Annotated in this window: 13 protein-coding genes and 1 tRNA gene; 7 read left to right on the forward strand and 7 right to left on the reverse strand. The window is 74.5% G+C overall.

The annotated features are described in order from the left end of the window. Positions 1 to 16: 16 nt before the first annotated feature. Complete coding sequence (locus tag ABTZ17_RS07520; protein ID WP_352194566.1) at positions 17 to 1,408, reverse strand: NsdA family TPR-like regulatory protein; 1,392 nt, start codon at positions 1,406 to 1,408, stop codon at positions 17 to 19. Between the two features lie 232 nt (positions 1,409 to 1,640). On the opposite strand from ABTZ17_RS07520, the gene ABTZ17_RS07525 reads away from it, so the two are divergent. Both ABTZ17_RS07525 and ABTZ17_RS07530 read left to right on the forward strand, forming a co-directional pair. Continuing rightward, positions 1,641 to 2,042, forward strand: a complete 402-nt coding sequence (locus tag ABTZ17_RS07525; RefSeq protein WP_352194567.1) for a hypothetical protein — start codon at positions 1,641 to 1,643, stop codon at positions 2,040 to 2,042. 83 nt (positions 2,043 to 2,125) lie between these two features. Next, a complete protein-coding gene (locus ABTZ17_RS07530) occupies positions 2,126 to 2,989 on the forward strand; it encodes a spermidine synthase (protein ID WP_352194568.1) in 864 nt (287 codons plus the stop codon). Positions 2,990 to 3,061: 72 nt separating this feature from the next. On the opposite strand, the gene ABTZ17_RS07535 is transcribed toward ABTZ17_RS07530, so the two are convergent. Further along, complete coding sequence (locus tag ABTZ17_RS07535) at positions 3,062 to 3,703, reverse strand: hypothetical protein (RefSeq protein WP_352194569.1); 642 nt, start codon at positions 3,701 to 3,703, stop codon at positions 3,062 to 3,064. Between the two features lie 100 nt (positions 3,704 to 3,803). Between ABTZ17_RS07535 and ABTZ17_RS07540 the strand changes: the two genes are divergently transcribed. The 4 genes from ABTZ17_RS07540 to ABTZ17_RS07555 all read left to right on the forward strand — a co-directional run bounded on the left by ABTZ17_RS07540 (position 3,804) and on the right by ABTZ17_RS07555 (position 6,798). Further along, positions 3,804 to 4,493, forward strand: a complete 690-nt coding sequence (locus ABTZ17_RS07540; protein WP_352194570.1) for a response regulator transcription factor — start codon at positions 3,804 to 3,806, stop codon at positions 4,491 to 4,493. 7 nt (positions 4,494 to 4,500) lie between these two features. After that, on the forward strand, positions 4,501 to 5,922 hold the full coding sequence (locus tag ABTZ17_RS07545) for a sensor histidine kinase (RefSeq protein WP_352194571.1): 1,422 nt from the start codon (positions 4,501 to 4,503) through the stop codon (positions 5,920 to 5,922). Between the two features lie 64 nt (positions 5,923 to 5,986). After that, on the forward strand, positions 5,987 to 6,151 hold the full coding sequence (locus ABTZ17_RS07550) for a DUF5993 family protein (protein WP_352194572.1): 165 nt from the start codon (positions 5,987 to 5,989) through the stop codon (positions 6,149 to 6,151). Between the two features lie 11 nt (positions 6,152 to 6,162). Then, entirely contained in the window at positions 6,163 to 6,798 is a 636-nt protein-coding gene (locus ABTZ17_RS07555) for a disulfide bond formation protein B (protein ID WP_352194573.1), read from the forward strand. 61 nt (positions 6,799 to 6,859) lie between these two features. Here ABTZ17_RS07555 and ABTZ17_RS07560 read toward each other — a convergent pair whose 3' ends face one another. The 4 genes from ABTZ17_RS07560 to ABTZ17_RS07575 are packed head-to-tail and all read right to left on the reverse strand — an operon-like array spanning position 6,860 to position 11,448. Then, positions 6,860 to 8,218 carry a GH1 family beta-glucosidase gene (locus ABTZ17_RS07560; RefSeq protein WP_352194587.1) on the reverse strand — a complete coding sequence of 453 codons (1,359 nt, stop codon included), beginning with the start codon at positions 8,216 to 8,218 and terminating at the stop codon, positions 6,860 to 6,862. Between the two features lie 44 nt (positions 8,219 to 8,262). Further along, positions 8,263 to 9,087: a carbohydrate ABC transporter permease gene (locus tag ABTZ17_RS07565; RefSeq protein ID WP_352194574.1), complete on the reverse strand. Its 825-nt coding sequence runs from the start codon at positions 9,085 to 9,087 to the stop codon at positions 8,263 to 8,265. Then, entirely contained in the window at positions 9,084 to 10,097 is a 1,014-nt protein-coding gene (locus tag ABTZ17_RS07570; RefSeq protein WP_502994619.1) for a carbohydrate ABC transporter permease, read from the reverse strand. The genes ABTZ17_RS07565 and ABTZ17_RS07570 overlap by 4 nt, the downstream gene beginning before the upstream one ends. A 22-nt stretch (positions 10,098 to 10,119) precedes the next feature. Beyond that, a complete protein-coding gene (locus tag ABTZ17_RS07575) occupies positions 10,120 to 11,448 on the reverse strand; it encodes an ABC transporter substrate-binding protein (RefSeq protein WP_502994617.1) in 1,329 nt (442 codons plus the stop codon). Positions 11,449 to 11,542: 94 nt separating this feature from the next. On the opposite strand from ABTZ17_RS07575, the gene ABTZ17_RS07580 reads away from it, so the two are divergent. Then, positions 11,543 to 12,604: a LacI family DNA-binding transcriptional regulator gene (locus ABTZ17_RS07580; protein WP_352194577.1), complete on the forward strand. Its 1,062-nt coding sequence runs from the start codon at positions 11,543 to 11,545 to the stop codon at positions 12,602 to 12,604. A gap of 116 nt (positions 12,605 to 12,720) precedes the next feature. Here the strand turns inward: ABTZ17_RS07580 and ABTZ17_RS07585 are convergent. Beyond that, a tRNA-His gene (locus ABTZ17_RS07585) sits at positions 12,721 to 12,792 on the reverse strand.

The raw sequence follows: 12,792 nt of genomic DNA on the forward strand, positions 1-12,792 counted from the left end.
GCCCCGCTCCTCGCGGTCAGACGCGGCGGGTCAGGAAGTCCGCCACCGCCGTCGAGCCCCGGTGCGGAGCCAGGTGGTGGGTGGTCGTGTCGAGCATGGCCCCGACCCGGGCGGACTGCACCTGGGGGAGGAGGTCCAGGACCCGCCCGGCGGCGGCCGCGGCCTCGTCGGGGGCCCCGGCCCGGGCCAGCGCGTCGGCCTGTTGGGCGGTGTAGAGGGCGACGTTCCGCGCGAAGTGCGGGTCCTGGAGGGTGGCGGCCCGCCCCGCGTGGCGGGCGGCGCGGTGGTACTCGCCGAGGGCGGACCAGCAGCGGGCCTCCTGGGCCTCCAGCTCGGCCTCGCCGAAGAAGCTCATCCACTCGGGGTCGGCCGGCCCTGGCCCCCGCCCGAACAGGTGGTGGGCCCGGCCGAGCGCGTCCTGGCAGGCGGTGCGGTCGCCCAGCGAGGCCCAGCCCCCGGCCTCCCGGAGGGTCAGCAGGCAGGTCAGCCGGTCGGAGCCGACCGGCCGGGCCGCCCGCAGCCCCGCCTGGGCGGCGCGGACGGCCTCGCGGGGACGGCCGCAGTCCCGGGCCAGGAAGGAGGTGTTGCAGAAGGCGTGGGCCTCCAGGGCCGGGTCCCCGGAGAGCCGGGCCGTGGCCAGGGCCTCCGCGTAGTGGGAGCGGGCCTCCGGGTAGCGGCCGGAGTCGTGGGCGAGCCAGCCCACGGAGATGGCGAGCTCCCCGGCGCCCGCGTGCAGCCGGTCCGCGGTGGACTGCCGGCCGGTGCCCGCGTCGAGCAGGGCGTAGGCGGTGCGCAGGGGTTCTGCGGCGCGGCGGTAGAGGCCGTCCGCCCCGTGCCGGTCGTCGAGCAGCCGGATCTGCCGTACGGCGTTCTCCACGGCCTCGACCTCGGCTTCGCCGGCGCGGCGGGGGAGGGCGGAGCGGTACGGCAGGGTGAAGCCCAGGGACCCCAGGGAGCCCAGGGAGGCGGCCGCCACGGTGGCGGTGCCGCCGGAAATGAACGCGCGACGCAGCACGTCGCTCTCCTCGGTGGAAGCAAGGGGCACGGGAAGTGACCCGGACAGGGGCACGGACAGGGGCGGGTACGCCTCCCCGGAGGTCCGCGCCGGGGACGGAGCGGTGGTTCCGGGGGCCGGGGGGAAACGGTTCGGTCCGCGGCCGCGCACCGATTCTCGGGGGGCGAAGCCCAGGTCGGCGAGGGTGCGCCCGGGAAACATGTGCAGGAGCACCCGTTCGTACGCGTAGTTCGGGCAGCGGATCTCTCCGGCCTCGACCCGACCGATGTACCGGGCGTCGCAGGACACCGTTTCCCCGATGTCCCGGGCGGCCCGCCGTACCAGTGCGGCGAACTCGGCGGGGGAACGGCTCCCGCGCAGCCTCCGGAAGGTGTCGTTGGGTGACGCCGTCATCGGACCAGCCTCTCTGGCCAAGTGCCGCCGGTGCCATGGGAGACCGGCGCGCTGAACGTACCGCCAGTGAAGACCCGTAAGGCCGTGGTTTGGCTACAAAACGGATATCTCACCCGCGATCCGCCATGAACTGCCATCCTTTGCGGCTGAGTTGTGCCGCACCCGTTGACAGTTCCGCGCGTTGTACCCGTACGGAGCGGCGGCCGGACCCCGCTCGCCGAGGGAGGCCGGTATGGACATGAGCACGCAGTACGGCGGGACGGGCGCGGCTTCCGGTGCCCCGGAGGCCCCCGACCTGGTGACCGTGTCCGTCCGGCAGGGCCTGGAGGCCGTGGACATCATCCGCCGGACGGCGGAGGCCGCGGAGGGCGTGGGTCCGGTGCTGCACGACTGTTCGGGGGACACCCTCGGCTTCCTGGTGCCGCCGGGCACCGCGGACGGCTGGGACCTGCCGGGCAGCGCCTGTACCCATACCTCCGGGCGGGGGATGCGCTTCGACCTGCCGCCGGCGGAGGAGGGTTCGGACTGGTTGTTGCCGCCGGAGGCCGCCAGCCCGGTGACCGACCCGGAGGTCCTGCGCGCCGCCCTCGGTGAGGCGGCCCGCCTGATCGAGGCCGCCGACAACTGCGCCTGAGCCGCCGGGGCCGTACCCGGTGCCGGGTTCGGCCCCCGCCCCCCTCCGCGGGCGCCGCCGGGGTGAGCTGGGATAATGGCCGGGTGGCGAAGGGCAAGCGGCGCGGACGTGGTACCCCGGAGGCCGTCGTCGCGGAGGTGGACGGCGGTCCCGCCGAGCTGCTCCCGGACCGGGAACGCGCGAACGCCTTCACCCTGCTGATCGGTGGGGCCCCGCAGTCGCACGTGGACCTGGACGACCCGACGTACCTGGACTTCTCCTACCAGCGGCGGATCGGCCACGCCATCGACCTGTGCGCGCCCGCGCGGCAGCCCCTGAACGTGCTGCACCTCGGTGGTGGCGCCTTCACCCTGGCCCGGTACGCCGCGGCCACCCGGCCGCGCTCGACGCAGCAGGTGGTGGAGGTCGACGCCCCGCTGGTGGCCTTCGTCCGCGAGTCCCTGCCGCTGGACCCGACGGCCCGCGTCCGGGTCCGTACCGGTGACGCGCGGGCCGGGCTGGCCAAGGTCCCCGAGGGCTGGGCGGACCTGGTGATCGCGGACGTGTTCTCCGGTGCCCGCACCCCGGCCCACCTGACCAGCGTGGAGTTCCTGGACGAGGTGCGGCGGGCGCTGTCCCCGACGGGCTGGTACGTGGCGAACCTGGCGGACGGGCCCCCGCTGGCCCATCTGCGCGGACAGGTGGCCACGGCGGCCGCCCGGTTCGGTGAACTGGCCCTCGCCGCCGACCCGGTGGTCTTCCGCGGCAAGCGGTTCGGCAACGCCGTGCTGGTGGCCGCGGACCGGGAGCTGCCGGTGGCCGAGCTGACCCGCCGGGTGGCCTCCGATCCGCATCCGGGCCGGGTGGAGCACGGTCGGGCCCTCGCCGACTTCACGGGCGGGGCGGCCCCCGTCACCGACGCCTCGGCCACGGCCTCCCCGGTCCCGCCGCCCTCCGTCTTCCGCTGAGGGCGCCTTCCGCCCGGCGGTCCGCCGCCGGGCGGGGCCGACCGTCCCGCCGGTGCCGCCGCGCGCTCCCGCTCAGTCCTCGGGCGCTTCGTCCCGGACCTGCACCAGCGGGGCGTGGTCGTGCCAGCTGCAGATGGCGTCCACCTCGCGGCCGCCGCGGCTGAAGGTGACCCGGATCCAGGTCGGCTGCTTCCAGACCTGCATCCGCCAGCCGGCGGCCGGGGTCGCGGAGACCAGTTCGGCGGAGCGGTCCCCGAGGTCGAAGGCCACCCGGCCCCCGGAGAGGGCGTAGCTGCGCACCCCGGAGCCGTCGGAGCCGTCCGGGCCGCCCGCGTCGCCGGAGCCCTCGCCGTCGTCGCCGTCGCGGTCCTTCAGGGCGGACCGGCCGCGGTCCGGCCGGTTGGAGCGGTCCGGGGCGGACGGGGCGGCGGACGGCTCGTCCCGGCCCGTGGCGGTGGGGCCGTCCTTCGGGGTGCCGGAGGCATGGGGCGGGGTCGAGGGGGTGCCCGTACCCGCCCCGGTCGAGGGCCCGGTGACGGGGCGGAAGGTGGAGGAGGCGAGCGGACGCTCCGACAGGGGCACGGCCAGCGGCGGGTCGTAGGCCGTGCCGGACATCACGGTGCGCACCCCCCACCAGGACAGGGTGACGGCCGCGGCCGTGGCCAGGGTCCACGCCAGCGCGTGAACGAGTGCTCTACTGCCCGGGGTTCTCATCGGTGGACATCCTGCACCACTCGGACGGGGACCGGAGCGGGAGCCTCCAATCACCCGTTCGGATGCTCCGGGATCGGCCGGATGGCGTACGGTGCGGCCCATGGCAAGTGTGCTCGTGGTCGAGGACGACCAGTTCGTGCGTTCCGCCCTCATCCGGCACCTGACCGAGGCCGCGCACACCGTGCGCAGCGTGGGCACGGCCCTGGAGGCGCTCCGCGAGGTCGCCCACCACCGTTTCGACCTGGTCATCCTCGATCTCGGACTGCCGGACCTGGACGGGGCGGAGGCCCTGAAGATGCTGCGGGGGATCACGGACGTCCCCGTGATCGTGGCCACCGCCCGGGACGACGAGACCGAGATCGTCCGGCTCCTCAACGACGGTGCCGACGACTACCTCACCAAGCCCTTCTCCGTGGAGCACCTGTCGGCGCGGATGGCCGCCGTGCTGCGCCGCAGCCGGGCCGCTGCGGGCGGGGTGCCGCCCTCGCGGGTGCTGCGGGTCGGCGGGCTCGCGATCGATCCGCTGCGCCGGACCGCCGAACTGGACGGTGCCGTACTGGACCTGACCCGGCGGGAGTTCGACCTGCTGGCCTTCCTCGCGGGCCGCCCGGGGGTGGTGGTGCCGCGCCGGGAGCTGCTGGCGGAGGTGTGGCGGCAGTCCTACGGGGACGACCAGACCATCGACGTGCACCTGTCCTGGCTGCGTCGCAAGCTCGGCGAGACCGCCGCGAACCCCCGCTACCTGCACACCCTGCGCGGGGTCGGGGTGAAGCTGGAGCCGCCGAGATGAGCCGCCCGTGAGATGGGCGCTGGTACGGGTCTGCCTGGCGGTCACCGTGATGGTGGTCGTGGCCTTCGCGGTACCGCTGGGGCTGGTGGTGCGGGAGATGGCCCGGGACCGGGCCCTGTCCAACGCCGAACGGCAGGCCGCCGCGATCGGCCCCACCCTCACCATCACCACCGACCGGCAGCAGTTGGCCCGCGCGGTGGCGGCCACGTCCATGGGCGCGGCCGGGCGGATGGCCGTCCACGTGCCCGCCGTCCCCGCCGACCCGGCGGCCGGGGTGCCCGGCAGCGGGCCGGTGGACATCGGCACCGGTTGGGCGGGGACGGCGGCCGTCGCGGACACCCGGCGGATGGGTCGGGCCACCACCCTGGGCACCGCGGGCGGGGACTCGGTGCTGCTCCAGCCCACGGCGATCGGCTCCGGCGGGATCGCGGTGGTCGAGGTGTACGTGCCCGAGGCCGAGCTGGGCAACGGCGTCACCACCGCCTGGGCGGTCCTGGCCGGGGTGGGCCTGGCCCTGGTGGTGGGCTCCGTGGCGGTGGCGGACCGGCTCGGGGTCCGGCTGACCCGGCCCGCCGAGCGGTTGGCCCGGGCGGCGCAGCAGTTCGGGGAGGGCCGGCTGGGGGAGCGGGTGCCCGAGGAGGGGCCGCGGGAGCTGCGGTCGGCCGCGGCGGCCTTCAACTCGATGGCCGACCAGGTCCTGGAGCTCCTGGCCAACGAGCGGGAGCTCGCCGCGGACCTCTCGCACCGGTTGCGCACCCCGCTCACCGTGCTCCGGTTGAACGCCGCCTCCCTCGGGGAGGGGCCCGCGGTCGAGCAGACCCGGGCGGCCGTGGAGCAGTTGGAGCGGGAGGTGGACGCGGTCATCCGGACCGCCCGGGAGCAGCGCGGGCAGCCGGGACGGCCCGTCCCGTCCGGGGGCTGCGACGCCTCCGAGGTGATTCGGGAGCGGATGGGCTTCTGGTCGGCGCTGGCGGAGGACGAGGGGCGGGAGGTGCGCACCGCCGGGGTGGACCGGGTGGTGCGGATCCCGGTGGCCCGTGCCGAGCTGGCGGCGGCCCTGGACGCCCTGCTGGGCAACGTCTTCCGGCACACCCCGGAGGGCACCGCCTTCGCGGTGGACGTGCACGACGCGGGGGACGCGGTGATCGTGCTGGTCTCCGACGCGGGCGCCGGGATCGCCGACCCGGACGCGGCCCTGCGGCGCGGCAACGACGGGGGCCGGGACGGGTCCACGGGGCTGGGTCTGGACATCGTGCGGCGGGTGGCGGAGTCCACCGGCGGGGACGTGCGGATCGGCCGGTCGGTGCTGGGCGGCACCGAGGTCCGGCTGTGGATCGGGACGGCCGGCCGGGAGGGCTCTCCCGCCGCGGGCCGCCGGGGCCGCGGGCGGCGCGGGACGGACCGGCGGCGCAGGAGGTCCGGGGTGTGAGGGGGCCGCCGGGCTGGGCGCGCCTCGTGTCCGTCATGTCCGGATATCGGTACCGTCCGGGCCCATGGACACCCTTATCTTCGGCGGCATCCTCGCCACCCTGCTGGCCACGTACCGGCAGTCGTCCAGGATGATCGTGCTGGGCGCCTGGTTCGTCATGCTCGTCGCGGTCCTGCTGCTGATGGCCCACCACATCACCAGCGGGCTCGCCCTGGACCTGAGCTACTGACCATGGCCGCGATGAACAGCATCCTCCCCGACGCGGCCCCCATCGAGGGCGGCCTGCTGGGCCGGGTCCAGTACTGGTTCGCGTGCTTCTTCGCCGTCGGCTGGACGGGGGTGGTCTGCGGCGGGCTCTACTATCAGTTCGTGAAGTGGGAGTACCCCTGCCCGCTGTGCATCGTCCAGCGCATGTTCATGCTGCTCGCCGCGATCGGAGCGGTCGTCATCATCCGCAAGGGCATGACGGGCGCGGTGTCCGGCCGCGACTACATGATGGGCTGGGGCATGGCCCTGGTGGCCGTGCTCTGCGGGGGCTTCGCCTCCTGGCGGCAGACCATGCTGCACATCCTGCCCGGGGACAAGGGGTACGGCAGCACCGCCTTCGGCCTGCACCTGTACGTGTGGGCGTGGATCCTCTTCATGGCCTCCGTGCTCGCCGTCGGCCTCGTCCTTGCCTTCGCGCACTCCACCGCCGACCGCACCCTGCCCACCGGCGGCGCCTACCGCGCCGTGGGACTCTTCGCGATCGGGTTCCTCGCCCTGGTCCTCGCGGTGAACACCGTCGCCGTCTTCTTCGAGGAGGGCTTCCACTGGTTCCTCCCGGACGACCCGGTCCGCTACCAGCTCCCCCACGACCTGGGCATCCTCGACTGACCCCGGCCCGCCCCCGGCCCGCGCCGGAGGCGGGCCGGACGCGGGCCGGACGCACGGCGGATCAGACCGGCGGCAGCACGCCGCCCCGGGCCACCCGCGCGTACCAGTGGGCACTGGCCCGAGGGGTCCGCACCTGCGTCCCGTAGTCCACGTGCACGATCCCGAACCGCTTGCTGTACCCGTAGGACCACTCGTAGTTGTCCATCAGGGACCACAGGTAGTACCCCTCCACGGGGACCCCCGCCGCGATCGCCCGGTGCACCGCCGCCAGGTGGGACCGCAGGTAGGCGATCCGCTCCGGATCCTCCAGCTCCGGCCCGAAGGCCGCGCCGTTCTCCGTCACCATCAGCGGCAGCCCCGGCGCTTCCGCCGCGAACCGCTCCAAGAGGTCGTACAGGCCCGTCGGGTCGATGGACCAGCCCATTGCGGTGCGCTCCCCGGGCGGCTGGTGGAAGGCCACCCCGTCCGCCGCCGGCCACGGCGAGTGCGCCGAGGCCCCGTGCCCGTCCGCCCGCGGCCCCTCCGCCCCCTCCGGGAGCGCCGACACCACCGCCGGGGTGTAGTAGTTCACCCCCAGGAAGTCCAGCGGCCGGCCCGCGATCAGCCCCTCGTCCCCGGGCCGTACGAAGGACCAGTCGGTCAGCGCCGCGGTGTCCGCCAGGAGGTCCGCCGGATAGCCCCCGTGCAGCAGCGGGCCGGTGAACACCCGGTTGGCGAGGGCGTCGATCCGCCGCGCCGCGTCCAGGTCCGCCGCCGACTCCGTCAGCGGCCTGACCGCGCTCGGGTTCAGGGCGATGCCCACCCGCGCCCCCGCCGGCAGCTCCGCCGCCGCCAGACCGTGCGCCAGGTTCAGGTGGTGCGCGGCCCGCAGCGAGTCCGCGGGCGAGGTCCGGCCCGGGGCGTGCACCCCCGAGGCGTAGCCCAGGAAGGCGCTGCACCAGGGCTCGTTCAGGGTGGTCCACAGCCGCACCCGGTCGCCCAGCGCCCCCGCCACCGTCGCCGCGTACTCCGCGAAGGCGTAGGCCGTCTCCCGCTCCGGCCAGCCGCCCCGGTCCTCCAGGTGCTGCGGCAGATCCCAGTGGTACAGCGTCAGGCAGGGCACGATCCCCGCCTCCAGCAGGGCGTCCACCAGCCGCTCGTAGAAGCCCGTGCCGACGGCCAGCACCCGCGGCCACGACACCGAGAAGCGGTACGAGCCCAGGCCCAGCTCCGCCATCAGCCGGACGTCCTCCCGCCAACGGTGGAAGTGGTCGGCCGCGACCTCACCGGTGTCCCCGCCCAGCACCTTGCCCGGCACCGCCGCGAAGGTGTCCCACACCGAGGGCAACCGCTCCGCGGCCGCCCCCTCGATCTGGTGCGCGGCCGTCGCCGCGCCCCACAGGAACCCCGGCGGGAACACCACCGGCTCCCCGGCGGACACCGCCGCCGGCGCGACCGGGGCCTCAGGAGAATGCGTCACTCTGGTCAACCCTTCACCGCGCCCTGCATGATGCCGCCCACGATCTGGCGGCCGAACAGGACGAACACCAACAGGAGGGGGAGCGTGCCCAGGAGGGCGCCCGCCATGATCACCGACTGGTCGGGGATGTAGCCCCGGCCCAGCCCGGTCAGGGCCACCTGGACGGTCGGACTGCCGTTCTGGGTCAACGCGATGACCGGCCAGAAGAAGTCGTTCCAGGCCATCACGAAGGTCAGCATCCCCAGCACCGCCATCGCGGGCCGGGCCGCCGGGAACACCACGTGCCACACCACGCGCAGGGTGTTCGCCCCGTCCACCCGCGCCGCCTCCACCAGCTCCGGGGGCAGCGCCTGCGACAGGAACTGGCGCATGAAGAACACGCCGAACGCCGAGACCAGCGCGGGCAGCACCACCGCCTGCAGGTGGTCCGTCCACGACAGCTTCGCGATCATCATGTACAGCGGGACCACGCTCAGCTGCGGCGGGATCATCATGGTCGCCACCACCACGAGCAGCAGCCGGTTGCGGCCCCGGAACCGCAGCCGGGCGAAGGCGAACCCGGCCAGCGTCGAGAAGAGCACCGTGCCGGCCGCGACCGTGCCCGCCACCAGCGTCGTGTTCAGCAGGGCGGTGCCCATGTTCGCGTCGGTCCAGGCCACCGACAGGTTCTTCCAGAGGTTCCCGCCGAACCAGAACGGCGGCGGGGACTGCGCCAGCCGCGTATTGCTCCGGGAGGCCGCCACCGCCGTCCACAGCAGCGGGAACAGCGACCCCGCCGTGAACAGCGCCAGCACCACGTACGTGCCCCGGCCCGCCTTGCGCCCGCTCACCGGACCTCACCTCCCCGGCGCAGCAGCCGGGCCAGCAGCCCCACCACCAACAGGATCAGGAACATCGCCCAGGCGATCGCCGAGGCCCGCCCCAGGTGCAGGTTCACCCACCCCTGCTCGTACAGGTACAGCCCCAGCGTCTGGAACTGGTGGTCCGCCCCGCCCGTGGCCCCGGCCCCGCCGTTGAACAGCAGCGGCTCACCGAAGAGCTGCGTGGCCCCGATCGTCGACACCACGATCGTGAACAGGATCGTCGGCCGCAGCGAGGGCACCGTCACGTGCACGAACTGCTGCCACCGCGAGGCCCCGTCCAGCTCCGCCGACTCGTACAGCTCCTTCGGCACCGTCTGCATCGCCGCCAGGTAGATCAGCGCGTTGTAGCCCGTCCACCGCCAGATCACGATGGTCGACACCGCCGCCTGACTGGCCAACGTGCCGTTCTGCCAGTCCACCGCGTCCAACCCCACCAGGCCCAGTGCCCAGTTGACCATCCCGTGGTCCCGGCCGAAGAGCAGCACGAACACCAGCGTGGCCGCCGCCACCGAGGTGGCGTACGGGGTCAGCACCGCCACCCGGAAGAAGGTGGCCCCGCGCAGCCGGTGGTTCAGCAACTGCGCCAGCCACAGCGCCACCGCCAGCTGCGGCACCGTGGACAGCAGCCCGATGGTCACCGTGTTGCGCAGCGCGTTCCAGAAGAACTCGTCGCTCAACAGCCGGGTGAAGTTCCGCGCCCCCACCCAGGTCATCGCGTTCGGATCGGTCAGCTCCACCTGGTGCAGCGCCGCCCAGCCCGTGTACAGCAGCGGGAACAGCCCGAAGGCGGCGAAGAACAGGAAGAAGGGAGCCACCAGCGCGTACGGGCTCCAGCGCAGGTCCCACCGGTAGCGGCGGGACGCCCACGCGCCCGCCTTCCCGGAGCCCCGGGCCCCGGCGGGGGAGTCCGGCGCCCGGACCCCCTCCGCCCCGCCCGGCGGCACCGCCCCGGCACCCGCGGGCGCCGCCTCGGTCATCGGTACGTCCGTCACGACCGGCTCACTGGTCCAGGGCGTTGTCGATCGCCTTCATGGCCGCCTCCCAGCCCTGGGCCGCCGAACGCCCCTTCTGGTCCACCTGGAGCATCCCGACGTCGGCCAGGTTCTGCGAGATCAGCAGGTCCTTCGGCCCCACCGGCTGCACCGGGATCCCCTCGGCCGCCTTCGCGAAGATGGACCCGATCGGCGCCCCGCCGAAGTACGCGTGCGTGGCCCCCGACACCGCGGGCAGCGCGTACGCCGCCTTCGCGCTGGGGAAGCTGCCCCGCTTCTCGAACAGCCGGGCCTGCTGCGCCGGAGCGGTCAGCCAGGCCGCCAGCTTCGCCGCCTCCTCGGTCTTCTTGCCCGCCTTGGGCACCACCAGGAAGGAGCCGCCCCAGTTACCCGGCCGCGGCGCCTGCGCCACGTCCCACTTGCCCTGACCCGCCGGACCGGCCTTGTCCTGGATGTAACCGAGCATCCACGCCGGGCAGGACACCGTGGCGAAGGTGCCGCGGGAGAAGCCCTGGTCCCAGGACGGGGTGAACTGCTGGAGCCGCGCGCTCAGCCCCTCCGAGGCGAAGGAGGCCGCCAGGTCGAAGGCGCCCTTCACGGCCGGGTTGGTCTTGTAGACCACCTTCCCGTCCGCGTCGTAGAAGCGCAGCGGGGCACTGCCCGTCACGGCCGCGAGCACCCCGGAGGCCGAGTCCACGAACGCCTTCCCCTTGCCGGCCTCGGCCTGGTACCGCTTCCCGACCTCCAGGTACTTCGCCCAGTCCCCGGCCCACAGCGCCCCGACCGCCTCCCGGTCCGAGGGCAGGCCCGCCGCCGCGAACAGGTCCTTGCGGTAGCAGATGCCCTGCGGCCCGATGTCGGTCCCCAGCCCGACCACCCGGCCGTCCCGGTTCTGCGCCTGCGCCCACTTCCAGGGCAGGTAGGCCGACTTGTCCACGCCGGGGGCCTTGCTCAGGTCCACCAGCCGGTCCGCCTGCGTGGAGGTCACCTCGGCGATGTTGCCGAGCTCGACGGCCTGGATGTCGGCGAGCCCGCTGCCCGTGCCCAGGTGCGTGAGGAGCTGCGGGTAGTAGTTCTCGTTCCGCTCGATCGAGGTCTGCTTGATCACCACGTCCGGGTTGAGCCGGCTGTACTCCTCGTACAGGCCCGCCTCCTTGAGCCCGAAGGCGCCGAAGACGCCGATGGTGAGCACCGTCTTGCCCTTCCCGGCCTCGGGGCCCTGCTCTCCGGTGCCCTCGGGGTCGGAGGCGCACCCGGTGAGGAGGAGGGCGGCGCCCACGGCGGCCGCGAGCAGCGGGCGGAAACCGGCGGGACCTGATCTGACGCGCATGGACATCTCCCTGGGGGACTGACGTGCCGGGTGTCGTGTGACACAGTGTGGGAGCGCTCCCACAGCCGTCAAGAGGTATGTTCCCGGAAGGGAGGAAGCCATGAATGGTCGTGAGCGCGGGGGGGCCCGGACCAGGTCCGGGGCCGGGGGACGGCCGACCCTCGAAGAGGTGGCCGCGCGGGCCGGGGTCGGCCGCGGCACCGTGTCCCGGGTCGTCAACGGATCGTCCAAGGTCAGCGACCGGACCAGGGCGGCCGTGGAGGCCGCCGTGGCCGAGCTGGGGTACGTGCCCAACCGCGCGGCCCGGGCGCTGGCGGCCCACCGCACCGACGCCATCGCCCTCGTCGTCCCCGAGCCCGAGTCCCGCTTCTTCGCCGAGCCCTACTTCTCCGACGTGCTGCGCGGGGTCGGCGCCGAGCTGGCCGACACCGACATGCAGCTGCTGCTCACCCTCGCGGGCGGGGACCGGGAGCGCCGCCGACTGGCCCAGTACCTGGCCGCCGACCGGGTGGACGGGGTGCTGCTGGTCTCCGTGCACGCCGGGGACCCGCTGCCGGAGCTGCTGGAGGAGCTGGGCATCCCCTCCGTGATCAGCGGGCGCCGGTCCGCCGACGAGGCCCTCGCCTGCGTGGACTCCGACAACCTGGCGGGCGCCCGGGAGGCGGTCCGGCACCTGCTCGACCGGGGACGGCGGGCCATAGCCACCATCACCGGCCCCCTGGACGTGTACGGGGCCCAGTGCCGGCTGGACGGCTACCGGCAGGCCCTCGCGGCGGCGGGGGCCGCGCCCGACGAGGCGCTGATGTCGGTGGGCGACTTCACGGAGGAGGGGGGCCGCCGGGCCATGACCGAACTGCTGGCCCGCCGGCCCGGGCTGGACGCCGTCTTCGCCGCCTCGGACGTGATGGCCGCGGGGGCCCGGCAGGTCCTGCGGGCGGCGGGGCGCCGGATACCGGAGGACGTGGCCCTGGTCGGCTTCGACGACTCGGTGGTGGCCCGGCACATGGATCCGGCCCTCACCAGCGTCCGCCAGCCGGTGGAGGAGATGGGCCGCACCATGGCGCGGGTCCTGCTGGAGCAGATCGCCCGCGGCCCGGCCGCCCCCATCGACCGCCCCCGGATCGTGCTCCCCACCCACCTGGTGGTCCGCGAGTCCAGCTGAGCCCGGCCCGGCCGTCGCCGGGGTTCGGCCCGCTCCGGCGGTCCGGCCCGGCGGTCCGGTCCCGGACGACGCGAAGGGCCCCGGTCCGCTTCCGCGGACCGGGGCCCTTCGTACAGGGTGAGTGACGGGACTTGAACCCGCGGCCACCTGGACCACAACCAGGTGCTCTACCAACTGAGCTACACCCA

Source organism: Streptomyces sp. NPDC097619, assembly GCF_040302735.1.
Classification (GTDB): Bacteria; Actinomycetota; Actinomycetes; order Streptomycetales; family Streptomycetaceae; genus Streptomyces.

Excerpts from the sequence above, each read along its gene's own strand:
- ABTZ17_RS07525 (WP_352194567.1), top strand. The coding sequence starts at position 1,641 with ATGGACATGAGCACGCAGTACGGCGGGACGGGCGCGGCTTCCGGTGCC.
- ABTZ17_RS07520 (WP_352194566.1), bottom strand. The coding sequence starts at position 1,408 with ATGACGGCGTCACCCAACGACACCTTCCGGAGGCTGCGCGGGAGCCGT.
- ABTZ17_RS07535 (WP_352194569.1), bottom strand. The coding sequence starts at position 3,703 with ATGAGAACCCCGGGCAGTAGAGCACTCGTTCACGCGCTGGCGTGGACC.
- ABTZ17_RS07580 (WP_352194577.1), top strand. The coding sequence starts at position 11,543 with ATGAATGGTCGTGAGCGCGGGGGGGCCCGGACCAGGTCCGGGGCCGGG.
- ABTZ17_RS07570 (WP_502994619.1), bottom strand. The coding sequence starts at position 10,097 with ATGACCGAGGCGGCGCCCGCGGGTGCCGGGGCGGTGCCGCCGGGCGGG.
- ABTZ17_RS07575 (WP_502994617.1), bottom strand. The coding sequence starts at position 11,448 with ATGTCCATGCGCGTCAGATCAGGTCCCGCCGGTTTCCGCCCGCTGCTC.
- ABTZ17_RS07550 (WP_352194572.1), top strand. The coding sequence starts at position 5,987 with ATGGACACCCTTATCTTCGGCGGCATCCTCGCCACCCTGCTGGCCACG.
- ABTZ17_RS07555 (WP_352194573.1), top strand. The coding sequence starts at position 6,163 with ATGAACAGCATCCTCCCCGACGCGGCCCCCATCGAGGGCGGCCTGCTG.
- ABTZ17_RS07540 (WP_352194570.1), top strand. The coding sequence starts at position 3,804 with ATGGCAAGTGTGCTCGTGGTCGAGGACGACCAGTTCGTGCGTTCCGCC.